Below are 26,672 nucleotides of genomic sequence, written 5' to 3' on the forward strand. Positions count from 1 at the left end.
AGCCACTACGACAGTCACATCAACCACTACTGCTGTGAGCACAGTAACAACCACAACAACAGCAGTATCAACAGTAACAATCACAAAACCAGTAATTAGCACAGCCCTAATAGCAGGAATAATAGTAATAGTCATAGTAATAGCAGCAGTAACCGCCATTATAGCACTAAGAAGAAGATAAGAATTAATGCATTTTTAATTTAAAATTAAAGTTTTTATTTTAAATCAATAATTTAAGAAAATAATAAAGATATAGTTCTTTGGACCATTAGTAAAGATTGAGCTAGTGTATATTTGCATTATGATTCTTCTGAATTTAATAAAAGTATAGCTACATTCTTAGGTGGATAATGTACATTTGCTCACTAAGAAACATAGGGCTATCGTAAGCTGACCTAGACCACCTATGTCATGCGTAATTGGGGTAATGTAACTAATATTATTTCCCTCAATTCTAATGTCCTGGTCTGAACCATCTACTGCAAGCATTATTCTTCCGCTGATGCTAATAAACTCGGCCAAAGGCTTAACTTGCGGCCCAATTCTCCTAATGACGAGTATATTATCAGGCTTAAACAAGTCCACTGCATCCTTAATAGTTGGCAGTACTATTAAGCTTGATGAGTACCTTAGAGCTATCTTAAAGGCCTCTGGTACACCTTGTTGGGCTGCTGAACCGTAAACATGAGTTAGCACTAGGTTCTTTATGCCGAAGCCGTAAACCACCTTAGCGAATTCCACAGCCCTAGCTACACTGGATACATTATCAATCAACACTATTAATTCCCTCATTGACCAGCATCTTCATGCGTGTATTTTTAAATTAAACCCAATGCATAGGCAGAACTTAGTACACATTTCAATAAACCATGTGAGTACATGACTCTCTAAAGTTAAGTTTACCATGGGTATGTTAATGATACAGTATTCAGTCCTCCTTTCATGAAACTGAATTAAGTATCCTAATCCTCAACTTTTACCATCCTAGCTTAATAATGTTGAGTTTGGCTTAATGGGCTATGAGCTGGAGTCTCAGCTCCAATGCCGGTAAGTGATGCTGATCCCGTAAAGATACTTGTATAATGGAATAGAAATGATACTTCAGGGTAAGGAAGCAAAATAGCGTAAACATTATAATGAGCATTTGAATTAAGAATCACGTAATCCCTCTCATAAAGGAAAGGTTAAAGGGCAAATATTATGCCTTTATAATTTATTTATTTAACACTATGACTTATTTATAGAAACATTATTAAACTCAAAGTATTAGTTAAACCTATGATTAAGTTCCCAAGCGACTTCAGGTTCGGCTTCTCCACGGTGGGTACTCAGCATGAAATGGGTACTCCTGGTTCCGAATTCGTAAGTGACTGGTACGTGTGGCTTCATGATCCTGAAAACATTGCGTCAGGGCTAGTTAGCGGTGACTTACCTGAGCATGGGCCAGGCTACTGGGATCTGTATAAGCAGGATCATTCAATAGCCAGGGATCTTGGGCTTGATGCAGTATGGGTAACTGTTGAGTGGGCTAGAATATTCCCTAAACCAACCTTTGATGTTAAGGTTAAGGTTGATGAGGATGGTAAGGGTAACGTCGTGAACATTGAAGTTAATGATACTGCATTGGATGAGTTACGTAAGTTAGCTAACATGAGTGCGGTTAACCATTATAGGGAGATATTGAGTGATTGGAAGGCTAGGGGTGGGTTACTGGTGATTAATCTTTACCACTGGGCTATGCCAACGTGGCTTCATGACCCAATAGCCGTTAGGAAGAATGGACCTGATAGGGCACCTTCTGGTTGGCTTGATAAGAAGTCTATAGTCGAGTTCACGAAGTTCGCAGCCTTCATAGCCCATGAGTTAGGGGACTTAGCTGACATGTGGTATACGATGAATGAGCCAGGGGTAGTGATAACTGAGGGTTACCTTTACGTTAAGTCAGGTTTCCCGCCAGGTTACCTAGACTTAAACTCCCTAGCCACCGCGGGTAAGCACTTGGTTGAGGCTCATGCCAGGGCCTATGATGCCATTAAGTCTTATTCAAAGAAGCCAGTGGGCCTAGTCTACTCCTTCGCTGATTATCAACCACTTAAGCAGGGTGATGAGGCTGCTGTTAAGGAGGCTAAGGGATTGGATTACTCATTCTTTGATGCTCCAATTAAGGGTGAATTCATGGGAGTCACTAGGGATGACTTGAAGGGTAGGCTTGACTGGATTGGTGTGAATTACTACACTAGGGCTGTGCTGAGGAGTAGGCAGGATGCTGGCCGGGTAAGCGTAATTGCGGTAGATGGATTCGGCTACTCCTGTGAACCTGGAGGCGTATCTGGTGATAGGAGGCCATGTAGTGATTTTGGTTGGGAAATATACCCTGAGGGAATTTACAATGTTTTAATGGATCTTTGGAGGAGGTATAGGATGCCTATGTATGTTACTGAAAACGGCATAGCTGATGAACATGATAAGTGGAGGTCATGGTTCATAGTGTCGCACTTATATCAAATCCACAGAGCCATGGAGGAGGGAGCGGATATTAGGGGTTACTTCCACTGGAACCTGATAGATAATCTTGAGTGGGCTGCAGGATATAGGATGAGGTTTGGGTTAGTTTACGTGGATTACACGACCAAGAGGAGGTACTTTAGGCCAAGTGCCCTGGTCATGAGGGAGATAGCTAGGCAAAAGGCCATACCAGATTACCTGGAGCATTACGTTAAACCACCTAAAATTGAATGAAGCGCCTCCCACCTAAGCCATTGAGATGAATAGATAGCTTAAATGTGGGTGATTAATCACTAGAATTGAGGTAAGTGTTAAGTCTTACGCAGTTGTAGTCAGTGCAATGGGGGATATTGTGAAGTTACTTAAGGTGTTTGAGGGAATCAGTGATAGGCTTAGGGAGAATGGATGGTTTATTGATAAGCCTGAATCCCCCAGCTGGTGGGGTGGTGCCTTAAGCCCTGAGGAGGTTATCATATCCGCCATACTGGTTCAGCAAACCAGATGGGAGAGGGTTGTTGGGGCCATGGTTAAGCTTAGGCGAAGTGGGTTAAACACGCTCAGGGCACTTGCTGAACTTAACCCAGTTAACTTAGCCAACATGTTGACTGGAATAAACTTCAGGTTTACTAAGGCTAATAGGTTGGTGGAGATTGCGAAAAATATCGTATCCATAGGTGGATTAGAGGCTTTAAGCAAGCTTAGTGACGATGATGTTAGGGGAATACTGCTATCAATGGATGGTGTTGGTCACGAAACTGCCGACTCAATAATGCTCTTCGCCCTAAATAGGTTAACGTTACCTGTCTCAACGTACACAATTAGGGTCATTAATAGGATTAGTGGGGTACTCTATGGGGATTACGAGGAGTGGAGAATTAGACTAATGAGCCTACTGCCCAAGGCACTATATGAGTATAAGCTTTTCCACGCTGGTGTGGTAACTACTGGAAAGGAGTGGTGCCTTAGGGGGAAACCAAGATGCGGCGAATGCCCACTACGTAATCAATGCCGCCTTGCTAGGCTTAATGCCGGTAAGGGTTAACTTAGGGATGGAAACCCGACCTCTGTAGTTTTAATATTGCCTCAGCTAAGTCTCCGTTAGCCTCCTCAAGGGCTTTAATAGCCTCATCCCTACTTACCCCTGTCTGATCCATGATAAGCCTAATGTCATCCTCACTATACTTTGGCGATTGCGCCTTAACAACCACTCTTGGTGGCGCCTGCGGTTGATTAGCCTTAACATCCCTCTTATCAACCTGAACCTGGTAAAGTAAAACGCCACCCGGCATTTCAAGGAGCACAACAGTTGGATTACTTAACTCAATACTGCTGCCGTCCTTTAACTCCACTATTACCTTAACTGCGTCAACGTCCTTAACGTTAACGTTAATCCCCATTCTCTTAAGCATTCTCTTAACCTCATTAGGGTTAAACATCCTGGTTATTAGCGGTGCTCCAGTATTTAACAGTTACCACTGGCCTTAATTAAACTCACCATAACCCATGCTTAACGCCAATCTCCTCAATAAACCTCCTAGCCTGCATAACCTCATCATCAAGCCTCTCCTTAATGTCCTGCCCACCAACATCAATAGCTACGTAACCACTGAAGTTGAATTTCCTCAACTCCTCAAACACCGCATCCCAATCCACAATACCCCTACCTGGACTCCAGTGGTAATTATCCTTACCATCATTATCCGAGGCGTGAACGTAGAAGATCTTACCATTAAGTTTCTCTATGGATAATGGAACCAATTCCTTAGCCGCATTAAGATGCCCAACGTCTAATACAGCCCCAAAATTATCCATGTTAACCTCATCAATTAACCTAAGCATAGCATCACTATTAGCCACAGTTTCCCCAACCCTAGGCTCAATGGTGAACCTTAAGCCATGGTCAAGGGCAATCCTTGAACACTCCCTCATAACCTCAACCAGCAGTCTCCAAAAGCTCCTCCATGAGAATCCTGCGGGAATCCTAACCCTATACCTTTCAGCAAACACTATTGCCGTTGAATAGGGCCTAGAACCAATGAACTCAACTGGTGGAGTGAAGGTGTCTGTTTGAGTTAGGCCAGCGTTAAAGAATACCGCTAACTCGGTACTCCTCCTGAATAATTCAAGCCCCCTCTCCCTAACTCCATCAATTGCCGATAGTAGTTGTGGGAATATTCCAGCAACATTAATAACCTTCAATCCACGGGATTCAATAAAGTCCCTTAACTTAACCTTCTCACTCTCAACAGCCTTTAAATTATCCTCACCGTAAACCTCAAGCTCAATTGCCTTGAAACCAAGCCTAACGGCATCGTTCACGAAATCGTAGAAGTTACTTATGCTTGGTGGGTAACCGTACTTCGTTATCGCGTATAACCATGCTAGGTTAACCCTAGGGGAATCCATACTGTTAATTCGGCATGAACGATTTTTAAGCTATACGTAATACTTAAAAGTATCCATAATCATTTACCTCATGGCTGCTGTTAATCCAAATGTTAAGGGTGTTAAAGTATGCGTCATTGGTGCTGGTAGTAAGGCCTTCATAGCGAGCCTCCTTAGGGATTTCGCCTTAACCAGTAGCCTTCATGGCATTACATTAGCCTTAATGGACATTGATGAACATAGGTTAACTAGGTCCTATATACTAGCCCAGAAGTACTTCAGTGAACTTAAGGTTCCAATTAACATTGAGAGGACCATGGATACTAAAGCCTGTGTTGAAGGCTCCTCCTTCATTATTAACCTAGCCTTCGCGATAGGTTACGACCATTATGGTATGATGGTTGAGACTGCTGAGAAGCATGGATACTATAGAGGCGTTGACTCCACAGAATGGAACATGGTCTGCTGTTACCCAACCCTAACAGGCTATAAGCAGTACGTGGTTGCCTTAAACGTAGCTGAGCTAATTAGTGAATACGCTAAGGATGCTTGGATGATTCAAGTCTCTAATCCAGTCCTTGAAACAACAACGATACTTCACATGCAGTACCCTAAGCTTAAACTAGTGGGTTACTGCCATGGTGCAGCACACGGTGTTGAGCAGTTGGCAAGTAAGGCCCTTGGGCTTGATACCAGTAAAATTGAGTGGCAGGCCGTTGGCTTAAACCACGTGGTCTTCCTAACTAGGCTTAAGTATAATGGGGAGGACGCTTACCACCTAATTGATGAGTGGATTGAAAAGAAGTCTGAGGAATTCTGGGCCAATTACGTGCCTGGTCCATGGGAGGAGACGCTGAGTAGGGCTGCAGTGGACATGTATAGGCTTTATGGCCTATACCCACTTGGTGATACTGCTAGGAGTGGGACGTGGAAGTACCATAGGGATCTTAAAACTAAGATCTACTGGTATGGGCCCGTAGGTGGTATCGATTCTGAGGTAGGGTGGGGTATTAGGATGCTGTTGAATCAGGAGAATGAAAATAGGCTTGAAAGGACTGCATTCAATTCAAGCGTTAAGGCCACTGACGTTTACCCACCTGTTAAGAGTGGGGAGCATATTGTAGATTTCATTGATAGTGTACTTAATGGCGTTGAGAGGAGAATAATACTAAACGTACCCAATAATGGTATATTACCCAGGCTACCGAGTGATGCCATAGTTGAGGCGCCGGTGTACGTTAAGGGTGATTCAATTAGACCTGAGGCGATTGTTAACGTACCCAATAAAATGTACTCATACGTCTGGTACCCTAGATTAGCTGTAACCGAGAGAGCTCTTGAGGCTTACTTAGCCGGAAGCAGGGAGTTACTGGTAGAGGCTTTGATGCATGACCCCAGGACGAGGAGTAATGAGCAGGCAAGGGAGGTTATTGATGATTTACTTAACTTACCATTTAATGAGGATTTGAAGAGACACTATAGGTGACTTAAAATTAAACCAAATGTAGGGCATTATTGTTTTCAACATACACTTACGTGAGCACACCTAATCAACCTAAGCCGCATTAAAGGCCTAATGAGCCTAAGTAGCTTAGGCTTAAGGCCGTTAACAGTGTCCGTAGCCTTCACTAGTGGACCAAAGGGTGGCACAGGTAAGAGTACCTTAGTGGCTAACATAGCGTCAATGATTGATGAACCAGTGGTTATCCTTGACTTAGGCTTCGATGGTAATGTAACGGCAAGTAGGCTTCATAAGGTTGAGTACACTGATGAATCTAGTGGTTTCATAGATTACGTTGCCTACGGGTCTGAACTGAACATGATTGAGTCTAAGGAGGAACCTAACGTTAAATTCATTCCACCTGGCTCATTGAAGAGCTTAAAGATACCTAAGCTTGTTTTCTCCATGCCCCTTGAGGCCATGGCTAATAGGCTTTCAAACATGGTTGCCTTACTAGCTAAGAGTGGGTTATCAATACTGCTCATAGACCTTCCATCAAATCCAGGGTTCCTAGGTCCACTTTATCCACTCCTACTCTACTACAGCGACATAATTAATGTTGTTATTGAACCTGGTCAAGTTTACGTAGGTGTGTTAAGTGAATTGTACAAGTGGTTAACTAAGATAGTTGATGATGAGGCCATGGTTAACGTTATAGTTAACAAGTACCACGAGTACTTTGATGGTTACCCAAAGGAGGCTAATAGATATGTTATAAGAGGTAAGGTGTACTTAGTTAGACTTGACCCAGTAGCCATGGCACTTACTCTGAAGGGTGAATTAGCGGTTAAGTATAGGGAAGCTGTTGTGTTTAAGAAGTCCATTGATGAATTAACTAAGGACATGGTTAACCAAGTCAGCATGTACATGGGGGTGGTTAGATGATGAAGGATATTGATAGGATTAGAAGAATAATAATGGAGGATGATGGTAATGCAACTCAAGTTAATCAACAAGTATCCATTAAGAGAAGCAAAACAGACATAGCCATTGAGCTTCTTGAGAATTTCACTGAAATATTCGGTGAGGATGATGAGTTAGTAACTAAGATACTGAATAAGGTTACCATAGATGACATATGTGTTGAAGTAAGTAAGTATAATTCAAGATTAGCGGACTTCATAAAGACTTGGTTAAGGTTCAGGTTAAGTAAATGTGAGCCATATGGTGAAGAGAAGCATAACCAAGTACAGTAGTTTCGTGAATAATACCCTTAACTCCCTGGTGGATCACGAAGCCACTCAGGAATCCAGCTTACGTAAGTATAGTATTAATGATAGTAAAATACCTAGGGAACTGGGAATTTACCTGAGGGACTGCGGTGAATTAAGGCAATGGTGCATCAGAAAGTTAAGGAAACTGTTAAGTAGATATAGGTGGTATGATGTAGTTAACTTACTTAAAATAATTAAGGCTAAGGGATTAAACATAATAGTGTTAATGGCTTTAGCTGAAAATGAAGATGATTTACTTAACTACGTTTCAAGTGGATCATTTGATAAAGCTAAGGTTGTTAAACTACTAATGAGCGAACTAGGGATCAGTAGTGACGCTGCGGAACGCTTAGTGAACGGTAAGAACATTAATCATAAACCCCTCAGGATGTTTAGGTGGAATTTCCTCCCAAGGTCAATATGATCTTCACCACGAGAATTAGAATAATGATTACCGCATTAACGCTGATAATACTTTCCTCATTAATAACTAGATACGCCCTAATAGCTCTAGTAGTTTTAATAATAATATTCAGGAATGACCTAGTTTTACTAACCTTATCTACCAAGCATGGTGTAGGGCCGCAATTAGTGGTGAGGGATAATTACGTTTATGACCCAGTTAATAAGCTTATTCACTTATTTCTACTTGCTGAACCTATTCATGATTTACTTAGGCTGAGTGAAGATAGGTTCGTTAATCTTGTTAATGAAATGCTACTTAGGTTGAACCTATGCGATAAATGCTATGTAGCATTCATAGTAACCAGCGATAGGAAGCTGATTAGGGTATCTATGGTTGATGAACCACCGTTTAATGATTTCAAGGCATTTCAAGCAAATGCTGTTAATGTACTAGAGGATTACTTCATGCTTAAACCAATTAAGGGAGATGAGCTTAGAAACCTTATAAATCAATCACCATACCCTGCATCAAGCCTAGTGATCGTGCTAGCGGCATCATTAGTAGTTTCCCTACTGTTCGGGGTCTTGGGTATTATACCTTGGTTAACATTCGCCACAATAGTGATTAAGCATTATTTAAGCGGAAGGTTCACTGTTAATAATGGATTCTTATTCAGCAGGATTAGTACCAGGAATGAACTTATGATGAGTAAGTTAACGCCAGCTGATGTTTACTCATTGGCGAAGGCGTTCCATAATACTATTAGTGATTATGCCCTTATAATATCAGGGAACAGTGAATTATCAATACTGGCTACTAGGGAGTATCATAAAGCCTCAGAGTCCCTTGTGGTTAAGGAAAGAGGTAAGAGTTACCCAGGCTTATTATACTGGAGGAACGTAATAGACAGATTATCAACGGGTGAATTACCATTAAGGTTAATGCTACTGTGCAATAGAGGCTTTGAATATGTTAGCACCATTAAGAGCAAGGCTGCATCATACGCATTATGGGTTCCTGAAGGCTTCCTACTTAATGGGCTATCCCATGACACTGCAGTATTCATACCGCTTATTGGGGGGAGACTAAGGTTAAGTGAAGGCGGTAGGGTTATTAGAATTGGGGTTGATAGTCTTGGAAAACCTGTTGAGGTTGACCTAGATTCCTTACCGGCAGGCCACATGCTTCTACTGGGGCCTACTGGTATGGGTAAATCATGGGCTGCACGGACCATATTAGCTAGGTTAATTAAAATGGGGTTAAGGGTTGTGGTAATTGATCCACATGGTGAATACGGTAACTTAGGTTTACCCACTATTGATGTTTCTGAACGCTTCGTGGACTTCCTTAATCCTGTAAGTAAGGTTGAGGGTAAGGAGACTATACTAAGGGTTGCGCAGTCAATATCTGAGGCATTCAATGTAAGTGACCTTGACTTAATACTGAGTGATTTAGGAGACTTTAATGAACATGAAGACTTTAGGGAGACGTTTAGTAAAGCAGCGGAGGCTACGTATAGTGTGGAACTCTCATACATATATAGCATTATATCTAACAGCCTAGGCAGAAGGGGCCTTATTACCCCTGAGGAGTTAAGGCAGGGGATGGTTTTATCCTTTAAGTCAATATTACCTAACCCTGAATTAACAGCCTTCGCGATGAACCAGGTTACCGCATACCTTTACTCGATGTTTGCCGGTAAGATGGGTAAGCTAAGCAGTATACTGGCTATTGATGAGGCGTACTACGTCATGGGTAGTAAGTTAATGGAACTCTACGTGAGGGGGCTTAGGAAGTCGGGCCTTGGTGTGATGCTTATAACACAAACTCTAACTAATGTATCAAGTAGCCTAATTCAAAACATGCCCCTAATCATAATGATGGGTGGACCTGATTCCTACATAATTGAGTCTATGAGTTACCTTAAGCTTGACCAAAATGAATTTGAGTGGCTTAGGCTAGGCTTAGCACCTCACATGATGGGGAATAGAAGTAGGGCATTACTTATAGAGGGGCCTGTAAGGAGGCAAGTACTTGTGGATCTTGATCCAAGACTAAAACCCACGAATAATTAATTTAAGTATTACTCAAGTAATGATTAACTTAGATTAAGGTAATTCTTTTAAACTCAGGGCCTAATCTTGGCTTATGATTAAGGAGCAGAAGGAGTTGAATAAACCGGCAGTACGTAAGTTTGAGGAGGAGTGGGAGGAGTTTGAGGAAGAGGAGTTTGAGGAGTGGGAGGAGGAGTAGGCGGGTAACTTTATAATTAAAATAAACCGCAATGTTTTTCATCACCAAATGTAAACCTACTGTAGGTTAATTTTATTTAAGTAAACTAACTGCCTAATCCTAACTCCACACTTCCTACATCTAAGAACCCTTTCCACAACATAGTAATCACCCCTCTCCCTAACCACCTGGGATTCGACAGTTAAACCATACCCACAGCTTGGGCATTTGTAAATCTGCTCACCCAATAGGGCTAAAGTCTTCTTCGCCATATTGAGAACCGTCGACACCCTTAACACCCTTACCTCCGTGTACCCACCTGTTTATAAATGATCCCCACCTTAAGGAGTAGGAATATTCTAAGTGCCTAGTGTTCACCCTGTTTGTTTTAGGTGGAGAGGGAGCTACGTTTAGTAATTTAATGACTCTTGGCTTCACCAAGTCTCTTAGCCCATTCAGTATCCTTTTCAGCCAAGTGCCTTATGTACCTCTCCATATCATGTATGTCAACATGCTTACTTGCCATCCCCTCAGGGTCAAGACCATTGTACTGGAACTCATGAATACCTAACGCTAAGTCCGTTAAATATAATATGTCCCACCCATACTTATCTGTGAGAATGCCAGCAACTTCCCTCATCCTAACCGTGGGCATTAGTGCTATAATCATATCCACCCTACTTCTAATAACCCCAACTCTATCCTTCACAGTACCAGGATAACGCTTAGCCACTAGGTCCCTATTTAGGGCCGCAGCTGCCACTAAAATCGCCCTCCATGCTTGAAAAACCTTGCCCGCAGCCTGTAAAGGCCCTGTTCCAGAAATTTAATAGCCAAGTCAGTCTCATAGAGCACTTCACTTAACCTAACATCCACGTACTCTGACGCATCACGCCAAGGGGGGTGTAAACTTTAGCATTAAGGTAAAGTCACGTAATATGCTTAAAAACCTTCATACAATAGTTTATCACCTATTTAAACGATTACGTCAGTTTTAATGAGGATACTGCCCTGCAATGATTCATGAAGATTTATAAGCCTTGGCCGCCTCAGCCAGTCTCCTAATACCCTCAATTAGGCGGTCAGTCCTCTCCCACACAAATGAAACCCTTACAGCCGCCTTATACTGTTCACTGAAGTAGCTTCCCGGAACTAAGGCAACACTATACTTCTCCATGGCGAATTCAGCGAACTTGTCACTATCATCAATGTACTTCGCCAAATCCACGAAAATGAACATTGAACCCTTCGGGACTATGAACTTAGCCTCAGGTAAATTCCTCCTAATAGCATCAACGGCTGCATCCCTCTTAGCACGGTACTGCTCAACAACGTACTTAATGTGCTTTAACCTAACCTCAGATCTTAAGTATGTTGCTACAAAGCGCTGCGCAAATGATGGTGGACAATACGTCATCTCCTCACCGGCTAGCTTAATTCTTGAAACAACCTCCCTGGGTCCATAAACAAAGCCAAGCCTCCAACCTGGTATTCCAGGATCCTTTGAAAACGTGTTTAAGGATATTACGTAATCTGGGGCGTACTTATAGAAGTATACGTGATTACCCTCGTAGATTAGGGTTCTGTAGGCTTCATCCGATATTATCCAGAAGTCCTTATCCTTAGCTAAGTCGGCTAAGGCCTTTGCAACATCCTCACTAACTATGGAACCCGTTGGATTATCTGGGGAAACAAGGATCACTGCCTTAGTCCTACTGCTTATTAATTCCTTAAGAGCCTCCACGTTTATCCTGAAACCATCATCCATGCTTAACTTTAACCTCTTGATCCTAGCACCGAAGTACTCTATTAGGGGTTTGTAACCGAAGTATGTTGGATCCATTAGTATTACTTCATCACCAGGATTCAATATAGTCATTAATGTTGCGAACATGGCCTCCTGACCACCGGCTACGATAACTATGTCATCAGGCTTAACGTCAAGAGAACCAAGTCTCTTCAAGTCTTCAGAAACAGCTTCCCTTAACTCAACTATACCTTGACTTGGCGTGTACGCGTATAGGTCCATGCTTTCCTTAGCTAATTCCTCAGCCATTATTGCCCTAATCTCAGGGGGTGGGGGTATGCTTGGTTGACCAGCGGATAAAACTATTATATCCCTGTTTTCACGCCTAAGCCTTTCCCTTATCGCATCAATTCTTCTGGTTGGTGATTCCCTTAAAGCGGATATTCTATCGGAAAGTTCACGCACAATACACACGCTAAGGCTTATATATATGCATTACGTATTTATTTTTAGCAAATTAAACATACAATGTAGATACTATACATGATTGCGTAAAACCATTAACAATCATAGGCTTATAAATACCCCCAGATTACTTGAAAACCTAGTTCAATAATATTAATCACTCATTACCAATGAGTACACTTAAGTACACTCATTTTAACCCAACCCTAGGATAACACCACAAGAGTTAAATTCGCTTAACCCAGTAACTACCTATGGATTACTTAATCACCATTGGAAATTACTGGGCAATTAACATGAAATATAGGGGTGAGGAATCATGAGGATTGGAATACTAACCAGTGGTGGGGATGCCCCTGGATTAAACATTGCAGTTTACTCCTTCATTAAGCTAGCTGAGAAGAAGCATGAATTATTCGCTGTGCTTCATGGTTGGGAAGGATTCATTGATGGTTCCATTAGGAGAATTGAATCCATGGATATATTGCCCTATTTATCAATGGGTGGCACAGTACTTAAGACGTCGAGGAGAAATGTGTTTGATAATGAAGATGATGCTAGGAAACTTGTTGAAGCCATTAATAATTATGGCCTTGATTGCGTGCTTGCAATTGGTGGCGATGGATCATTGAAAGCCTCCTATAAGGCCACTGAACTGGATATACGAGTCATTCATATTCCTAAGACTATTGATAATGATGTTTTTGGTACTGATTTTACTATTGGTTTTGATTCTGCTGTTAATGCTGCTGTTAATGTTACTGAGTCTTTTAAGACTACGTTAGTGTCTCATGAGAGGATTGGCGTAGTTGAGGTTATGGGTAGGGAAGCAGGATGGGTAGCACTACACACAGGACTAGCAACAATGGCAGACGCAACACTAATACCTGAATACCCATTAACAATAGACTTCATAATTAATAAGCTTATTGAGGCCTATAAGGTAAAGCACTACGCATTAGTTGTAACAGCTGAGGGCATTAACGTGAGTGACGGTATGATTACAGCCAATAAGCACCCCATGCCTAATGGAATTGGGTATAAGTTGGCTGAGTTAATTGAGAAAATGACTGGGATAGAAACTAGGGGTGTTTCACCAGGTCATTCAATAAGGGGTGTTCAACCATCTGTGTTTGATCGGGTTTTAGCCGTTAACTATGCTGCTAAGGCTTATGAGGCCGTGGAGAACGAGTTATGTAATGTTATGGTTAATTACAGTGGGTCAAGGTATGGTTACGTACCAATACATGAGGTTGTTGGTAGGAATAAGCTTGTTGGTGGTGAATGGCTTAGGCTTTATGAGGATTTTTGGATTAATTAATTATTGATCCTCCTCAATTACCTTAAATCCCATTAGTCTAGCCACTTTCCTAAGTTCATCCCTGTGATCACCCAGTAGAGGCACCCTATGCCAGCCTGCACCCCACTTCCCATTCAATGCCTTAACATTAGCCTTGGCGATAACCTTAGTTCCGCATGCTGGTAGTGATAGTTCATTACCGGTAACCCTACTGACGTGAATATGCATAACCCTATTAACCGCATCAATACCCACCGCCGTTAAATCTGAACCAACAGGGTACTCCACATTAACCGCAGCATACCTAGTGCCTAAATGCGATGGTATTATCGAGTACCTAAGCCTAATGCCCGGCTTGGGGTTGATTGGTAGGTAGCAGTGGTAGTATATGACCTCACCAGTTAACTCATCGGTAACTGGGTCAGTGGCTGAACCGGCAGTGTTCAGTAGGTATTTGCCTATTAATGCTGCTATTAGTGAGTTGGCGTCAGCCTCACACATTGGCACGTACTTACCATCAAGCCAGAGCTGCATCCAGGTTAAGCATGGCCAAGCATCAAGAACAACACCTGATGCACTCCTAAGGCCTAGGCAATCAATGGTTACTGCATTAGCCTTATAATCCTCAAGAAGCCTATTAACGGCAATATAAAGCCTAGCACTCTTCAAAACCTCAGGCCACTGCTTATCGGGCTCCGGGTAATGTGAGGCACCCTTAACCCAAGCCTCGGCAATGGGCTTAGCCTCATCATTAGTAACCTTACTGTAGTACTTATCCACAAACTCACCACCACTCATTAAAGTGAACCTAACCCCAGTATTCCTGGATACTTGGGATAGCCAGTTGGATAAGTCCCTATTACTAATGACTACGGCGTGGGTCTCCCTAAGCCTAGCCAGGGCCACCAGGTACTTCACCAGGCCTAGGGCTTCGTCTGAGTCAATACTCCTGGTCACAATGCCTAATACTGGGTATTGTTCAAGGAGCCTATTGTAGAGTAGGTAATCCCCACCACCGCCTAGGGATTCAGCAATGAAGATCACGGGCTTACCTGCTGATAAAACCCTCTGAACCATCCCCGATGGGCCCTGTAGATCAACCACAACGTAACCCACCGCATCAGTCTCCTTGGTTAAGGCATCCTCAAGATCATCAATACTCCTAGCGTAGTATGGCGTAAACTCAACATCAGGGTAGAGAGCCTTAAGCCTACTCAAAACCCTAGACTCAAAATCACCAGCCCACTTCCAAAAAGTCTCAAACCAGGAAGCAACCTCACCAGAAACCCCACCCTGAAGATACTTAAAGCTTGGACCACCCGGAAACCCCACAGCCCCAAGAGGAGGCTCCAGAAACAAAACAGGCAACCTAACCATAAACTAAGGAATAGGGGTAAGTTTTAAAGTATTATTCATGTAGTTAAAGGAAACCTTAATGATAATAATAGTTCAATTATAGGCTTATCGCCAGGTGGTGCAAACAAATCAAGGGTGCCTAAGGTGTGGGTACTCATTATGAATTAACCATCTACATCGCTAAGTGAGGATTAATAATGAAGGTAAGGAATCACTTAATTATTGAACCTGTTAATCTAATTAATCCACCATGAGGCGCGTAAATCTGCCAATTACTTAACTTAAACCTATTGCCTAATTCCACCGTTAAGTCAACAAGGGTTGTTAAGCTTATGGGCTTCTCAATGTAGATGCCTATGTGCATTAAACCCTCACGTTCATTGGCATGAACCTTAATGTACCTAATGTTAACAATACCCCTTGATTTAAAGAAGCCCTTAACCACCTCCTTAACGCTTCCTTGATCCACCATTAACTACTTTAATCAGGGTTAGCTTAATAAGTTAATGCCTTATCCACATACCCCTGTTCTACACGCTGGGTCATCTGTTTCACCTATTTCCTCAAGCTTATTCTCCTCGATTTCCTTATTGAGGTTAATGGCCTTAACAGTAACCTTAATTGCCTTAGACTCAGTGCTCTGGGCCTTACCCTTCCTCTCGACGCCAGTGTATATTACTTGAACTGACTTACTCTTATCCCTGTACACCGTTATACCGAATGCTCCTAGGGCCCAGGCCAGGCTGTATGCTCCGTTGATATCCTCTTTAGTTGCGTTACTGGGCATGTTTATTGTCTTGCTTACCCCAGAGTCACTCCACTTGGCGAAGGTGACCTGCATGAAGACATGCCACCTCCAGTGTATTTCATTAGCGGTCTTGAGTAGTGAATGCATTACATGGTTACTGGGCAGCATACCGGTTTCAAGCACCTTGGAGGTTGTTTCATTATCCAATGCATTGGAGTCCTTAAGCTTCCTGAGGGCTGTGTAATTATACTCTATTAACTTCCCAATGCTTAAATTCCTCACGTAGGCTATTGCAAAGATAGGCTCTATGCTTGAATTAACCCCAGCAATTAGGCTTCTTGAACCCTCTGGGGCAATGCTGATTAAGGCACCATTCCTAACACCCACTGTTGATGCATCTTTAATTAACTCATCATCAGTTGCCCTTAACTTAGCCAAGTACTCCTCAGCCTTATTGGGTAGGCTACCTAATTCACCGTAACCTAACTTAAGGATATCAAGGTACTCCTCCACGTCGCTTGAAACACCCTTAACCTCAAGCATCTTTGAAACCCTCTCCTCATGAGCCCTCCAGGGTAGGAAGCCACTCCTCCACTTGCTTGATGGCCAAAGCGGGAATGGGCCCTTCTCCTTAGCTAACTCTACACTGGCCCTAACTGCAACCCTCGTTACAAACCCCATTACCACGTCGGCTAATGCAATGGCCTTAGGTGAATCGTAAGGTATGTCAAGTGACACCAGTACATCAGCCCAACCATTAATGCCTAGGCCAATTCTCCTACTAGCCTTATTAGCCCTATCAAGGTACTCGTGTGGGTGCTGGTTAGCGTCAATAACATCATCAAGGAACCTGACCGCTAGAACCACATCCTTAGCCAAGGATTCCCAATCAATTGAACCATCCTTAATGTACCTGGTTAAGTTTATGCTACCTAAGTTGCAGGATTCAAATGGGTACAGGGCCACTTCACCGCATGGGTTGGTTCCATTTATCACCTTATATTTATCAAACACCGCATTGTTTATGAACTCTATCTTACTATTAGCCACATCCTTATTCCATAATCCTGGGTCACCGCTATCCCAGGCTGACTCAACTATCTTACTCCATAATTCACCCGCATTAACCCTCCTCCATACCTTCACCAGGCCTGCCTTAACCTTGCTTACGCATTCCTCATAACATTTAACGAAATCCTGGCCCCAAGTTTGGTATAGGCAATTGCATTCCCTTGGATTAAGTAGATATACGTCTTCACCCCTTAGGGCCTTGGTCATGAAGTAATCATCTATGGTTACGCTTATGTTGAAGTTCTGGAGCTGAACATCCTTCAATTGACCTGTCTTTGAAGTTATGAACTTCTCAACATCAGGATGCCACCAGAAGAGCATACCCATTTGAGCTCCACGCCTCTTACCACCCTGCTTAATAACATCCACCAGGGTATCGAAGAGCCTCATGAATGATAATGGGCCTGAGGCCACACCACTCGTTGATTTAACGACATCACCCTCAGGCCTTAATTCACCGAACTGGTAACCAACCCCAGCACCGGCTTGGAAGAGTAATGCAGCTAACTTGGCTGCATCCATTATTCCGAAGAAGCAGTTTGGATTATCCCTATTACTATCCTTACTTAAGCAGTCATCAACAGGTATAACGAAGCATGCCGATAACTCACCCAGCTTAGTGAGGGCGTTAAACATTGTTGGGGAATTGGGAAGAAACTTCAATTGACTTGTTAAGTCGTAGAATTCCTTAACCCAATTAACTGGGTCATTACCGTACTTAACCTCACTGTAGGCTACACCCATGGCTATCCTCATCCACATGTACTGTGGGGTCTCAAAGAATGAGCCATCAAGTCTCTTCATAAGGTACCTACTCATAAGTGTCCTAATACCATTATAGGTTAGGAGCATGTCCCTTGATGGGTCCAGTTTACTCATTAACTCATCCAAGTGCTTCTCATAGAATTTAGCAGCATCAGGGTTCCATAAGCCTTGGTTAAGCCCGTGGTTGAACCAATCCCTGAAGCCCCTCCTGTAGACTTCACTTAATGTTAATGAACCTGAATTAACACTCTTAATCACCTCCTTACCCCAGACCTGCTTGTAAATACTGAAGAGTAGGTAGTTTCTAGCTGCATCATGCCACCTAAAGTCCTCACTAATTAAGTTAAGCATAATTAATTGAACAGCATCAGATATTTCACTTGAGTTAACTTCACCCTTACCCCTAATTTGGCCAGTAGCCTCCTCAAGTACACGTTCCGGATCAGGTGCCCCCGCTAATTTTAAACTGTTAAGTAACTTAACTGGATTAAATTCCTCCCTTAGGCCGTTTCTCTTAATTACCGTAATCATAGTTCTCTCTCCAGTAACTTTCTGTTCCATATTACGGCAACACCCCTAATAAACCCTTCCTATTCAATAATAAAGAACCAGCAGTTAAAATATCCCGCAGTGAACAGTCAACAATAAGTATATTACCTGCAGCTGGCATAATGAGTTCCTTCACCCTTCTGATTAATACGGTTTCTGATAGAGAGGTGACTGAAAGTAAACCTCCCATAGGTAGGATAATTATCCTACCTAGTTAAATACCCTTCCGTAAAAATAAGAATTAAGAGACCTGCAACTAATAAAGATACGGATGATGACAATTACCAGTAAGGTAAGAGTTAGGGAACTCTACGAGAGAATGGGGTTAAGTTACCTTGAGCTTTACCTAGTGGAAAGTGTTACGGGTTATTTAACATTAATTGAGGGGGTTAAGTTAAGGGATGTGAGGGTTATTGACATTGGGTGTGGGCTGGGAATTGGGGCGGGTTTACTCTCAGGTATTACGAAGCAGTACGCCTGTATTGATATTGCATGCGGCTTATTAAGGTACCCAGCTAGTCTACCTAATGTTGACGTTGTATGCTCCGATGGAGCAATGTTGCCCATTAGGTCATCATCCTTCAACACCTCTATTCTACTTAACACTGTTAATGCTGACTTAGACGGCTCAGACTTGATAAGGGAGGCACGTAGGGTTAGTAGTCTTGTCCTCGCTAGGTCACCTAGGAGTATTGATAATGAGCTTATCGCTACGCTACTTCGCGGTGGCTAATACTTTAAAACGTTGTTTAATTCCGTGACTATGGTTGACGTTTTAAGTGAACTGCACGAGAAGTATGGAGAATTGGTTAATAAGGCAATTGAAAAGTACTTAACCATAGGTGTTGACCCATCATTCAGGGATGCTGTACTCTATCAAGTGGCCACTGGCGGTAAGAGAATTAGGCCACTGATGGTTATTGAATCTGCCTTAGCCTGCGGTGGTTCCCTTGAATCCTCCTTACCCTACGCTGCCATAGTTGAGTTAATACATAACTACTCCCTCATATACGATGACATAATTGACGAAGCAGACTTGAGGAGGAATATGCCGACGGTAAGGAAGAAATACGGTGACTACACAGCAATACTGGTGGGGATATGGTATAGGGAGGCTATTGAGGAGGCTGTGTTAGATACTAGGAACCCCAGTGAAGTGGCTAGGATTGTTGCTGAAACAATAAGGGCGATTGATGAGGGTGAGAGGCTTGATATCCTAATGGAGTATTCAGGCAGGAGGGACCCATACTTCATTGAGAATAGGCTAGTTAAGGAAATAACCCCAGTTCTAAGGGACCTTTATTTAAGAATGATTTCGCTTAAGACTGCAGCATTGTTTAAGACATCAATGTGGCTTGGAGGTTACTCAGCAGGCTGTAGTAATGAACAGTTAAAGGCCTTAAGTAACTTCGGCCATAACGTGGGTATAGCCTTCCAAATAATAGATGATGTCCTTGACATATTCGGTGACTTAAAGAAGTTCGGTAAGGAGATTGGTAAGGACCTTAAGGAGCATAAGGTTGGTAACCTAGTTATATTACTTTCACTCCTCGAGAGCGAGCATGCTAGTAAATTGTTGAGTGTACTTTCTAAGCAGAGGCCAACCCAGGATGATGTTAAGGAGGCTGTGGAGGTTATTTCATCAACTAAGGCTAGGGAAGAGGCCCTTAGGATGGCTAATGAGTACATGGATAAGGCCATCAATGAATTAAGCAAGATACCTAGGAACGAGCACACGAAGAAGCTTGAGGAATTAGCAAGATTCATAGTTTATAGGGAGTATTGAAAAATTAAAAAGTTTTAAGAAAAGAGACTGAGGTTAATGTTTTAGGAGTGGCCTTTACTTGAGTGGCCCCTACCGTTGTCCTGACCTTTACCACTACTTGGCTTAGTGTGCCCATTGCCTTTACCGTGGCCATGAAGGACCTTATACTCCTCAGCCCATTTCTTAGCCTCCTCATGAACCTGCTTAGCTAATTGCACCATACTCTGCTTAACATTACTGAGCGTCTTTAATGCTCCAGTGTAGTTACCTTCCTTAATCAGCTTCTCGGCTAACTTAGTTTGATTAATTAAACTCCTTATCTTACTTACTAAAGTATAGTTACCTGTCTCATTAGCTATCCTGTAGGCTACAGTAAGTGTCCTATTCAGCATTCTTAACTCAGCCTCAGCCTTAGCGATTTCAGTTATGTTAACATGTTTCTCCACGTTAAATGCCCTAATAACGCTGCTCCAAGCCCTCTGCTCCAAGTGAATCGCCTCTATGGCCTCCTTCAACGCTGTGAAGCATAGTCCCTTGCTTAAAGTCTCATTAGCAACCTTAGTTAAATTGTAAGCCTCACTTAGTGTATAATTAACTAGCTTTAATTCACCAGTTGCATTAGCCAGAACCTTAACCTTCTGGTAGAAGAATAGGCTAAGCTCAACGTGAACCATTGCTGCAGTGCAGGTTGCATTCTGGGCCATTGATGAATTACCAGGTGCTGGTGAAGTAGTAGTTGTACTTGTAGTAGTTAATAGGGCGCCTTCAGTCGTGGTTGAATTTGATACTGTTGAGTTTATGGCAGCAGCTGGGTTAACCATCAAGTGCACTGGCGATGCGACTAACGCTGTAGCTAGTCCTATAGCCATAGCCAGTATGAATAGGCTCACCGGCTTCATAGGTGAGTAGCCGGTGAACGCGCTTTAAAGGGACATGTCCCGGAACCTTAGTTCCACCATATGGAACAGTAATAGGTCATTGTGAAACAAGTTGAAAAACACTGAACCCTCTTTTCTGTCCTTAATGAGCATGATAAAGCAGTAAAGTTTAAGTTAAGGAGGGGAATTTAGGCTTTCAACTAAATTACCTTAACCCCTCAACCATAAAGGACAGGTTGCAATCATGGATGCTTAACCAGCTTGACTGATCTACAATGGGTAATTTTAAAAACCGAATACTACTTTTTACTCAGTGAGCACTGACTATATAGTGTTTAGGAGTATTAGTGAGTTCAGTAGGTTTGTTGAGAGTATGGTTAAGGAGCTTACTGAGATAGAGTCCACTTTGAAGAAATCCGCACCTAAGGGTGAGCCAATTAGCGCAATCGATGTTGAATCAATGGTTAACATTGGGTTGGATTCTAAGGAACTACTTAACGTTGTACGTGAAGCTAAGGAAGCTTACTTAAGGATCCTTAAATCAATACCTGTGGAAATTAAGGATGTTGAGTGGGTTACTGTACTTGAGCTTATGGGTAATAGGCCTGTTAAGGCCTATATAATACCCGTGAGACTAAGCCCTGAGAATAATGGGCAGGGCAATCAGTAGGCCTGCTTCTGCCTCTTGGATGGTTGAATCATGAAAACAGGTATGTTGAAGCTATTACCGTAGAAGTAAACCAGCAGTACTCTCGATATGGCCCTTAAACCAAGCATGAGAACCGTTGGCTTAACCCCGAGTTCCCTAGCCGCAGCACTCCAGGTTTTTGATTGAAAAACCTTTGCAATAATGCCCTTTTCCATTATCTCAGGTATCCTAAAGCCAACCTTACTAATCCTCATGAAGTACGCCTTGAATAACTCAATTAATGCGTCCACAGTGTTCTCGTAAGTCATGGGGCCCCAGGCATAGGCTACAAGCCTATTAAACTGACCCTTGGTAAGGTTCAATTCTTGAAGTGGAGCCGCTGGTTCATTACTAGCCAGTAGCATTAGGGCCACATCAGGCTCAAGTCCAACATAGGGTCCACTTAAACTACTCAATAGCCTTATCCTAAACTCCCTATTAGCGTAGTAAACAGCCTCCTTAGCGGTATTGCTTATAGGCTTAATCATCAGTACACTATACTCCCCACTTACTGGATTCCTCTCGGGGCTTATGTGTATCGGTAAGTACCCGTTTTTAACCCAGAACTTGAGGAGCTGCGCATTAACCCCAAAGCCAACCCCAATCCAATCTAATCCCCTTACCCTAGCTTCATTCTCAAGCATTCCTAAGGCTCTGGAACCAAGCCCTTTATCCTGAAGTTCAGGGTGGGTAGCTATCCTGACTATCCTCCACCCCCTTAACTTAGCGAAATCCGGTATCTTCCAGTACTTAACCATCCTATCCGGTATTATATTGCCTGGGGGTTTGAAGCCTAAAACCATGTTGTTAATGGTATCATCATCTAAACCACCCTCCTCAGCCAGTTCAATTGAAACCACTACCTTACCATTCTCCAGTGTTAATGCCCTGACCGTGTGATGGGGAGCATCCATCATCATTCCTAAATCGTCGGGTTCATTCCTGTAGTGGGCCTGAACATATATACCGAAGAATTGCCTTAACGTTTCCTCATCCTTAAGGAATAATTCATCAATGTTCGGCTCAATGTACTTAACCCTGCCTTCATTAATCAGTTTCAAGTCATCATCATTAACGTGGGCTGGCTCAGCATCAAGTAGAAATGTCTTAAAGAGCCACTTCTCAATGGGATCATCCTTAGCATACCTTATCGGCTCAGTCATTTCATACTCAAGAACCCTAATACTCCTCCTGCTCTTAAGGTACTTAAGGAACCTAACACTGAAGCCTCTACCAGCGCCCTCGTAGCCATGTATTGTGGTTGAGTAGATAACCCTATTGAACTTATTGTGTATGCCGTAAAGCACCGGTAGGGGCATCATGGCTGCCTCATCAACGACAACTAGGTCAATTGGCCTCTGTAGGGACATAAGTGGGTAAGGCTTGTAGTAATCCACGTAAACACCCCTTGTTGATAAACCCACAATACTGCCACCGGTTCTGGAAACTTCAACGTCGTAACCTAATTCCTCGAAACCCCTCCTAGCGAACTCCATTAGTGTTTCAGCATTATCAGGGCTTTCAGCAGTAACTACTATTCTAGCAACCCCACGTCTCCTCCTTAACCTATGTCCAATTAATGATACGGCAAGCCCCACGGCTGCGGACTTACCCCTACCCCTATCTGCTATTATAACTGCATTAACCTTACCCTTCTCATTTATCATACCCTCGAGCATTGATATTACGTTAACCTGATCCTGTGTTTTAGCCAGCTTATACACTTCAATAGCCTTACCTTTAATGTTAGGTATACTTAACTGGGCTTGACCCACTTCCAGTGTATTAACTGGTTGAGGGGGCTTAATGAAACTAGATCCATCTATATCATATATTGAAATACCCTCACCCTTCATTAGGCTTTCCCAGAACCTAAACTTAAGGTACTGCCTAACCTCCTCTGGTTTATGAGGGGGTGTTATTAGCTTAAGTTGAAACTTAGTAATGGACCTAAGCCACTTATCCACTGGAGGCATTAAGAACACGTAGATACCGCCACCCCTTACAACACTGCCAACCCTACCAATGTCGTTTGGCTTAAGGTCATTGAATAGGTCTACCACTGCATAGTCTAGCGTTTGACCTAGGAGCAACTTAGTGTCCTTAAAGGGCATTGGCTTGAACTTAATACTGCCCATACCATCCATGAAGACTTTCAATCTCCTCCTCGCATCACCGTACTCAGGTTGATATAAGTAAACACCATTGTTCATATTGGTTAAATTTAGGAACAGCTTAACAACCTCCACTGCGGATTCAGCTACGGCATCATCATTTGACCCAACTAAGACTACGATTCTCCTATGATTAGCCTTAACACCACTCCTAATGAAGTCCTCAAGATCCTTAACCCATTCAGACATAAGTCACCTTTAAGACGCTGATGTTGAGTTAATAAATCTTTACAATAAACCTAATGGCACTTAACCAGCACTTACCTAAACGTGGCTAAGGATTAATCACACGTAGGGTGTTATTGCGATTATTATAATGACCTTAATGCACTCAACATTATGAAGCGTGGATGTAAATCAGAGTAGGGTTAAACTTTAAGCTATGGGTACGTAATCATTTTAAAAAATAGCTTATTAAAGCCTGCGCGAGTTTAAATTAGGTGCCTGAGGTGGATAAGGAGCAGCGCTGTGAAGATCCTAAGCCTGTGGCGAGATTACCGCTGTTTACGGATTGCCGGGAAGTAGCAGGTGACGTAGCATGTCCTGGTGATAGCGGATACAGTACCATACCGGTTTTTGGAAGGACCATGAGGCTTAGGAAGGATTCACCAGCAATAATGCTAATGGGTTGCCTTGATGAGTTAGTTAACTTGACTAATGGGATTAGGCTTAACTTCAAGAATGAACTTAAGGTAGCGTCGATGGCTGCAGTGGTTATGGCATTATCCATGCAGTTAAACGCCTACTTGGTTCAAGGAACCCAGGAGAGGCTAAGTAAGGTTAAGATAGTGGAAACCCTCCTTGAAACTAAGGTTAGTGACTTATGCTCATCCTATAGGGGTGACGTTGGATGGATAGTGGCCTCTACCCCGGAGGCCCAGGCCATTGATGGAATTAGGGTTAAGCTAAGGGAATGCGGTAGGGTTGCCTCATCAATGCTTGACAAGTACCCTGAAGTAGATAATATAATAAAAGTTCTTAATCATGCCGATAAGTTAGTGGCGCAGTCACTTTATTGCCTCGGCGGTAAGGTGTATAAGTCAATTGATGACGTCACCGGTGCATTACTGTCAAGCACACTGGATAATAACGCTTAAAACTAAGGCCTATTAAGGCTAATCATGCAGCAGCCTCATGAGGAATGCATAACTGATTACGTAATCATAGATGTGTGTAAGAATGGTGAGGAAGCGGTTAAGAAGACCTTAAGCTCAGCCGTTATTAATGCAAGAAAGGGACCTGGTAGAGTTTTCCAAATAGCTATACTATGCCCCCAGGTTGACTACACAAAGTACCTGCTTAACGCTAATGAGGTTGTAGCCAACAATATGGATGTTAGGATTGAGTTGTATGAAGTATCATCTGAGGATGGGGCGTTAAAGACTCTTAGGTACTTGGCTAATAGGTGTAAGCCTAGGCAAATAATTAAGGTTGCTAATGTAGACTTAGGCGAATTCGAGAATTTAATTAAGCCCTAAATGCATTTATGGAAACCTTATTAACCATGTAATTCACATAAATTGGGTCATAAGTCTTAATCAGCCCATGCGATTACTCATCAAGTCTCAGTAACCGACCGCCACATCACTTCTTCAATAATTAGGCTCCCTAAATGGGCTTAAAAGATTAGCCTCCCATAAACTGAACTAAAGTCATTGCCTAGTTACTCCTTTAGAATCATCTACATCGCCTACCACTCACGGAAGAATCATTAATATTGGTGACTATTTAATGTAGCTTTCAATCTTAACCTATTATCAATATTAATATGAGTTAAGGTTAATAAAAGGGAACAGGTAATTGTATTAATGGGGTTAGACTATAGGGGGTTAATTCACCAGGTTGATTCTATGATTAGGAGTAATGTTCTGAGAAGCCTAGGTGACTTAGAAAGCAGTATGGAGGGTATTATTGAGTTAATCACCGAGACTCTTAATGTTGAGAAGCCTAGGTTAATAGTCACCATTAATAATGTTAATGAGTGCAGTAGGTTTGATTCAGGTACATGCTCAACGGTGCTTGGATTATATGCCGCCAGTGAATCAGTAATACTAGTTAACTATAAGGCTGACTTAAGCACGTTACTGCACCTCCTTTCTCACCATCTTCAAGCCCTGGAGAACGGTAAAGCTAGGTACATTCAAATTAAGGAGACTGAGGAAACTAGGTTGCCATGGGAGGCTAGACCCCTTGAGGCTAATGCGGTAATTAGGACAGTCTACCTAGCCAGAAGCTTACCCCCAAGGGTATTTAAGGTGTGGAATGAGGAGGTTAAGCCTATGGTTAAGGAGGTTGAGGAGGGGGTTAACAGGGTTAAGGCGCTGGTGAACCACTTAACTAGAAGTATTGAATTATCCACTTTAAGTGGATCTGATTTGAGACGAATTTAAAAGGGTATTAAATAAACCAGCCGTGACTATTCGTGAATCCTTAATGCTCAGGCATTAGTTTATTAGGTTAAGCAAACTTACTCCATATGATTAGGATAGCCCTATGCACTAATGACGGTAAAACCATAAGTGATGGGCACTTCGCCCACGCGAAAAGATACGTAATATACGACTACGATGAGGAGACAGGGAACTTAAAGCATGTTGAAACCAGGGATAATCCACTGGGTAATGTTGCAGATCTAGATGATCCTGAGGCAATACACAGCGCCATGAGTGAGATAGGTGTACCAATGCATGGTGTCGAGAAGTATGAGTGGCTTCGCAATAATGTACTGAATGATGTTAATATTGTGATAGCCTCAGGGGCTTGTCCATTAAGCCACTCATACTTCACATCAATGGGTGTTCAACTTGTTTTCGTGGAGCCTAATACGCAAATAGACTTAATAATAGATTACCTTAAGGAGATTCCCAATGAGAGGAACATGAATGAACTTGAATAACCATGAACTAACCATATAGTATACATA

At 42.5% G+C, this 26,672-nt stretch carries 28 protein-coding genes; 17 read left to right on the forward strand and 11 right to left on the reverse strand.

Annotated features, from left to right (window positions below):
- Positions 1-181, forward strand: a 181-nt coding sequence (locus Q0C29_RS09965; protein WP_292000513.1) for a hypothetical protein, incomplete at its 5' end; no start/stop codon positions are given.
- A 158-nt stretch (positions 182-339) separates the two neighbouring features.
- Here Q0C29_RS09965 and Q0C29_RS09970 read toward each other — a convergent pair.
- Entirely contained in the window at positions 340-792 is a 453-nt protein-coding gene (locus tag Q0C29_RS09970) for a RecB-family nuclease (RefSeq protein WP_292000514.1), read from the reverse strand.
- 486 nt (positions 793-1,278) lie between these two features.
- Between Q0C29_RS09970 and bgaS the strand changes: the two genes are divergently transcribed.
- Both bgaS and Q0C29_RS09980 read left to right on the forward strand, forming a co-directional pair.
- Positions 1,279-2,739 carry a beta-galactosidase BgaS gene (gene bgaS, locus Q0C29_RS09975; protein ID WP_292000515.1) on the forward strand — a complete coding sequence of 487 codons (1,461 nt, stop codon included), beginning with the start codon at positions 1,279-1,281 and terminating at the stop codon, positions 2,737-2,739.
- A 118-nt stretch (positions 2,740-2,857) separates the two neighbouring features.
- Positions 2,858-3,547, forward strand: a complete 690-nt coding sequence (locus tag Q0C29_RS09980; protein ID WP_292000516.1) for a DNA repair protein — start codon at positions 2,858-2,860, stop codon at positions 3,545-3,547.
- A gap of 1 nt (position 3,548) precedes the next feature.
- Here the strand turns inward: Q0C29_RS09980 and Q0C29_RS09985 are convergent, their stop codons facing one another.
- Together Q0C29_RS09985 and Q0C29_RS09990 are read right to left on the reverse strand one after the other, a co-directional pair.
- Positions 3,549-3,941, reverse strand: coding sequence for a nascent polypeptide-associated complex protein (locus tag Q0C29_RS09985; RefSeq protein WP_292000517.1), 393 nt, complete (start codon positions 3,939-3,941; stop codon positions 3,549-3,551).
- 55 nt (positions 3,942-3,996) lie between these two features.
- Positions 3,997-4,911, reverse strand: a complete 915-nt coding sequence (locus tag Q0C29_RS09990) for a sugar phosphate isomerase/epimerase (RefSeq protein ID WP_292000518.1) — start codon at positions 4,909-4,911, stop codon at positions 3,997-3,999.
- Positions 4,912-4,981: 70 nt separating this feature from the next.
- Here Q0C29_RS09990 and Q0C29_RS09995 point away from each other — a divergent pair, with 70 nt between their 5' ends.
- The 5 genes from Q0C29_RS09995 (at position 4,982) to Q0C29_RS10015 (ending at position 10,086) form a co-directional block, all read left to right on the forward strand.
- A complete protein-coding gene (locus tag Q0C29_RS09995) occupies positions 4,982-6,376 on the forward strand; it encodes an alpha-glucosidase/alpha-galactosidase (RefSeq protein ID WP_292000519.1) in 1,395 nt (464 codons plus the stop codon).
- 90 nt (positions 6,377-6,466) lie between these two features.
- Positions 6,467-7,276, forward strand: coding sequence for a hypothetical protein (locus Q0C29_RS10000; protein WP_292000520.1), 810 nt, complete (start codon positions 6,467-6,469; stop codon positions 7,274-7,276).
- The gene (locus Q0C29_RS10005) at positions 7,276-7,587 is read left to right on the forward strand and encodes a hypothetical protein (RefSeq protein WP_292000521.1); all 312 of its coding nucleotides are present in this window, start codon (positions 7,276-7,278) and stop codon (positions 7,585-7,587) included. Before Q0C29_RS10000 ends, Q0C29_RS10005 begins: the two co-directional genes overlap by 1 nt.
- Positions 7,547-8,029 (forward strand): hypothetical protein, encoded by a 483-nt coding sequence (locus tag Q0C29_RS10010; RefSeq protein WP_292000522.1) that lies wholly within the window; start codon positions 7,547-7,549, stop codon positions 8,027-8,029. The genes Q0C29_RS10005 and Q0C29_RS10010 overlap by 41 nt, the downstream gene beginning before the upstream one ends.
- Positions 8,002-10,086: a DUF87 domain-containing protein gene (locus Q0C29_RS10015; protein ID WP_292000523.1), complete on the forward strand. Its 2,085-nt coding sequence runs from the start codon at positions 8,002-8,004 to the stop codon at positions 10,084-10,086. Before Q0C29_RS10010 ends, Q0C29_RS10015 begins: the two co-directional genes overlap by 28 nt.
- Before the next feature lie 234 nt (positions 10,087-10,320).
- On the opposite strand, the gene Q0C29_RS10020 is transcribed toward Q0C29_RS10015, so the two are convergent.
- The 3 genes from Q0C29_RS10020 to Q0C29_RS10030 form a co-directional block, all read right to left on the reverse strand.
- Positions 10,321-10,533, reverse strand: coding sequence for a hypothetical protein (locus Q0C29_RS10020; protein WP_292000524.1), 213 nt, complete (start codon positions 10,531-10,533; stop codon positions 10,321-10,323).
- A 128-nt stretch (positions 10,534-10,661) separates the two neighbouring features.
- The gene (locus Q0C29_RS10025) at positions 10,662-11,006 is read right to left on the reverse strand and encodes a hypothetical protein (RefSeq protein ID WP_292000525.1); all 345 of its coding nucleotides are present in this window, start codon (positions 11,004-11,006) and stop codon (positions 10,662-10,664) included.
- Between the two features lie 258 nt (positions 11,007-11,264).
- Positions 11,265-12,455, reverse strand: a complete 1,191-nt coding sequence (locus Q0C29_RS10030; RefSeq protein WP_292000526.1) for a pyridoxal phosphate-dependent aminotransferase — start codon at positions 12,453-12,455, stop codon at positions 11,265-11,267.
- A gap of 319 nt (positions 12,456-12,774) precedes the next feature.
- On the opposite strand from Q0C29_RS10030, the gene Q0C29_RS10035 reads away from it, so the two are divergent.
- Positions 12,775-13,776, forward strand: a complete 1,002-nt coding sequence (locus tag Q0C29_RS10035; RefSeq protein ID WP_292000527.1) for an ATP-dependent 6-phosphofructokinase — start codon at positions 12,775-12,777, stop codon at positions 13,774-13,776.
- On the opposite strand, the gene Q0C29_RS10040 is transcribed toward Q0C29_RS10035, so the two are convergent.
- The 3 genes from Q0C29_RS10040 to Q0C29_RS10050 all read right to left on the reverse strand — a co-directional run bounded on the left by Q0C29_RS10040 (position 13,777) and on the right by Q0C29_RS10050 (position 18,256).
- Entirely contained in the window at positions 13,777-15,132 is a 1,356-nt protein-coding gene (locus Q0C29_RS10040; protein ID WP_292000528.1) for a hypothetical protein, read from the reverse strand.
- A gap of 190 nt (positions 15,133-15,322) precedes the next feature.
- The gene (locus tag Q0C29_RS10045) at positions 15,323-15,583 is read right to left on the reverse strand and encodes a hypothetical protein (RefSeq protein ID WP_292000529.1); all 261 of its coding nucleotides are present in this window, start codon (positions 15,581-15,583) and stop codon (positions 15,323-15,325) included.
- A 39-nt stretch (positions 15,584-15,622) separates the two neighbouring features.
- On the reverse strand, positions 15,623-18,256 hold the full coding sequence (locus Q0C29_RS10050) for an adenosylcobalamin-dependent ribonucleoside-diphosphate reductase (RefSeq protein ID WP_292000530.1): 2,634 nt from the start codon (positions 18,254-18,256) through the stop codon (positions 15,623-15,625).
- 259 nt (positions 18,257-18,515) lie between these two features.
- On the opposite strand from Q0C29_RS10050, the gene Q0C29_RS10055 reads away from it, so the two are divergent.
- Together Q0C29_RS10055 and Q0C29_RS10060 are read left to right on the forward strand one after the other, a co-directional pair.
- Positions 18,516-18,977, forward strand: coding sequence for a methyltransferase domain-containing protein (locus Q0C29_RS10055; RefSeq protein WP_292000531.1), 462 nt, complete (start codon positions 18,516-18,518; stop codon positions 18,975-18,977).
- A gap of 30 nt (positions 18,978-19,007) precedes the next feature.
- The gene (locus tag Q0C29_RS10060; RefSeq protein WP_292000532.1) at positions 19,008-20,030 is read left to right on the forward strand and encodes a polyprenyl synthetase family protein; all 1,023 of its coding nucleotides are present in this window, start codon (positions 19,008-19,010) and stop codon (positions 20,028-20,030) included.
- 41 nt (positions 20,031-20,071) lie between these two features.
- Here Q0C29_RS10060 and Q0C29_RS10065 read toward each other — a convergent pair whose 3' ends face one another.
- Positions 20,072-20,713, reverse strand: a complete 642-nt coding sequence (locus Q0C29_RS10065) for a hypothetical protein (RefSeq protein ID WP_292000533.1) — start codon at positions 20,711-20,713, stop codon at positions 20,072-20,074.
- Between Q0C29_RS10065 and Q0C29_RS10070 the strand changes: the two genes are divergently transcribed.
- The gene (locus Q0C29_RS10070; RefSeq protein WP_292000534.1) at positions 20,691-20,918 is read left to right on the forward strand and encodes a hypothetical protein; all 228 of its coding nucleotides are present in this window, start codon (positions 20,691-20,693) and stop codon (positions 20,916-20,918) included. The genes Q0C29_RS10065 and Q0C29_RS10070 overlap by 23 nt on opposite strands.
- A gap of 282 nt (positions 20,919-21,200) precedes the next feature.
- Positions 21,201-21,557, forward strand: a complete 357-nt coding sequence (locus tag Q0C29_RS10075) for a hypothetical protein (protein WP_292000535.1) — start codon at positions 21,201-21,203, stop codon at positions 21,555-21,557.
- Here Q0C29_RS10075 and Q0C29_RS10080 read toward each other — a convergent pair.
- Entirely contained in the window at positions 21,551-23,938 is a 2,388-nt protein-coding gene (locus Q0C29_RS10080; protein ID WP_292000536.1) for a tRNA(Met) cytidine acetyltransferase TmcA, read from the reverse strand. The genes Q0C29_RS10075 and Q0C29_RS10080 overlap by 7 nt on opposite strands.
- A 251-nt stretch (positions 23,939-24,189) precedes the next feature.
- On the opposite strand from Q0C29_RS10080, the gene Q0C29_RS10085 reads away from it, so the two are divergent.
- From Q0C29_RS10085 to Q0C29_RS10100, 4 genes are all read left to right on the forward strand, one after another.
- Complete coding sequence (locus Q0C29_RS10085; RefSeq protein WP_292000537.1) at positions 24,190-24,846, forward strand: cobalamin adenosyltransferase; 657 nt, start codon at positions 24,190-24,192, stop codon at positions 24,844-24,846.
- A 24-nt stretch (positions 24,847-24,870) separates the two neighbouring features.
- Positions 24,871-25,227, forward strand: a complete 357-nt coding sequence (locus Q0C29_RS10090) for a hypothetical protein (protein WP_292000538.1) — start codon at positions 24,871-24,873, stop codon at positions 25,225-25,227.
- 330 nt (positions 25,228-25,557) lie between these two features.
- Positions 25,558-26,139 (forward strand): hypothetical protein, encoded by a 582-nt coding sequence (locus Q0C29_RS10095; protein WP_292000539.1) that lies wholly within the window; start codon positions 25,558-25,560, stop codon positions 26,137-26,139.
- Positions 26,140-26,225: 86 nt separating this feature from the next.
- Positions 26,226-26,645, forward strand: coding sequence for a NifB/NifX family molybdenum-iron cluster-binding protein (locus Q0C29_RS10100; RefSeq protein WP_292000540.1), 420 nt, complete (start codon positions 26,226-26,228; stop codon positions 26,643-26,645).
- Positions 26,646-26,672: the final 27 nt, after the last annotated feature.

Source organism: Caldivirga sp. (genome assembly GCF_023256255.1).
Taxonomy (GTDB): Archaea; Thermoproteota; Thermoprotei; order Thermoproteales; family Thermocladiaceae; genus Caldivirga.

Coding starts and splice junctions, on each gene's coding strand:
- Q0C29_RS10065 (WP_292000533.1), bottom strand. CDS start 20,713: ATGGCCCAGAATGCAACCTGCACTGCAGCAATGGTTCACGTTGAGCTT.
- Q0C29_RS10055 (WP_292000531.1), top strand. CDS start 18,516: ATGATGACAATTACCAGTAAGGTAAGAGTTAGGGAACTCTACGAGAGA.
- Q0C29_RS10050 (WP_292000530.1), bottom strand. CDS start 18,256: ATGGAACAGAAAGTTACTGGAGAGAGAACTATGATTACGGTAATTAAG.
- Q0C29_RS10080 (WP_292000536.1), bottom strand. CDS start 23,938: ATGTCTGAATGGGTTAAGGATCTTGAGGACTTCATTAGGAGTGGTGTT.
- Q0C29_RS10000 (WP_292000520.1), top strand. CDS start 6,467: ATGAGCCTAAGTAGCTTAGGCTTAAGGCCGTTAACAGTGTCCGTAGCC.
- Q0C29_RS10040 (WP_292000528.1), bottom strand. CDS start 15,132: ATGGTTAGGTTGCCTGTTTTGTTTCTGGAGCCTCCTCTTGGGGCTGTG.
- Q0C29_RS09970 (WP_292000514.1), bottom strand. CDS start 792: ATGAGGGAATTAATAGTGTTGATTGATAATGTATCCAGTGTAGCTAGG.
- Q0C29_RS10095 (WP_292000539.1), top strand. CDS start 25,558: ATGGGGTTAGACTATAGGGGGTTAATTCACCAGGTTGATTCTATGATT.
- Q0C29_RS10005 (WP_292000521.1), top strand. CDS start 7,276: ATGAAGGATATTGATAGGATTAGAAGAATAATAATGGAGGATGATGGT.
- Q0C29_RS10035 (WP_292000527.1), top strand. CDS start 12,775: ATGAGGATTGGAATACTAACCAGTGGTGGGGATGCCCCTGGATTAAAC.
- Q0C29_RS10090 (WP_292000538.1), top strand. CDS start 24,871: ATGCAGCAGCCTCATGAGGAATGCATAACTGATTACGTAATCATAGAT.
- Q0C29_RS10060 (WP_292000532.1), top strand. CDS start 19,008: ATGGTTGACGTTTTAAGTGAACTGCACGAGAAGTATGGAGAATTGGTT.
- Q0C29_RS10045 (WP_292000529.1), bottom strand. CDS start 15,583: ATGGTGGATCAAGGAAGCGTTAAGGAGGTGGTTAAGGGCTTCTTTAAA.
- bgaS (WP_292000515.1), top strand. CDS start 1,279: ATGATTAAGTTCCCAAGCGACTTCAGGTTCGGCTTCTCCACGGTGGGT.
- Q0C29_RS09995 (WP_292000519.1), top strand. CDS start 4,982: ATGGCTGCTGTTAATCCAAATGTTAAGGGTGTTAAAGTATGCGTCATT.
- Q0C29_RS09990 (WP_292000518.1), bottom strand. CDS start 4,911: ATGGATTCCCCTAGGGTTAACCTAGCATGGTTATACGCGATAACGAAG.
- Q0C29_RS10100 (WP_292000540.1), top strand. CDS start 26,226: ATGATTAGGATAGCCCTATGCACTAATGACGGTAAAACCATAAGTGAT.
- Q0C29_RS09985 (WP_292000517.1), bottom strand. CDS start 3,941: ATGTTTAACCCTAATGAGGTTAAGAGAATGCTTAAGAGAATGGGGATT.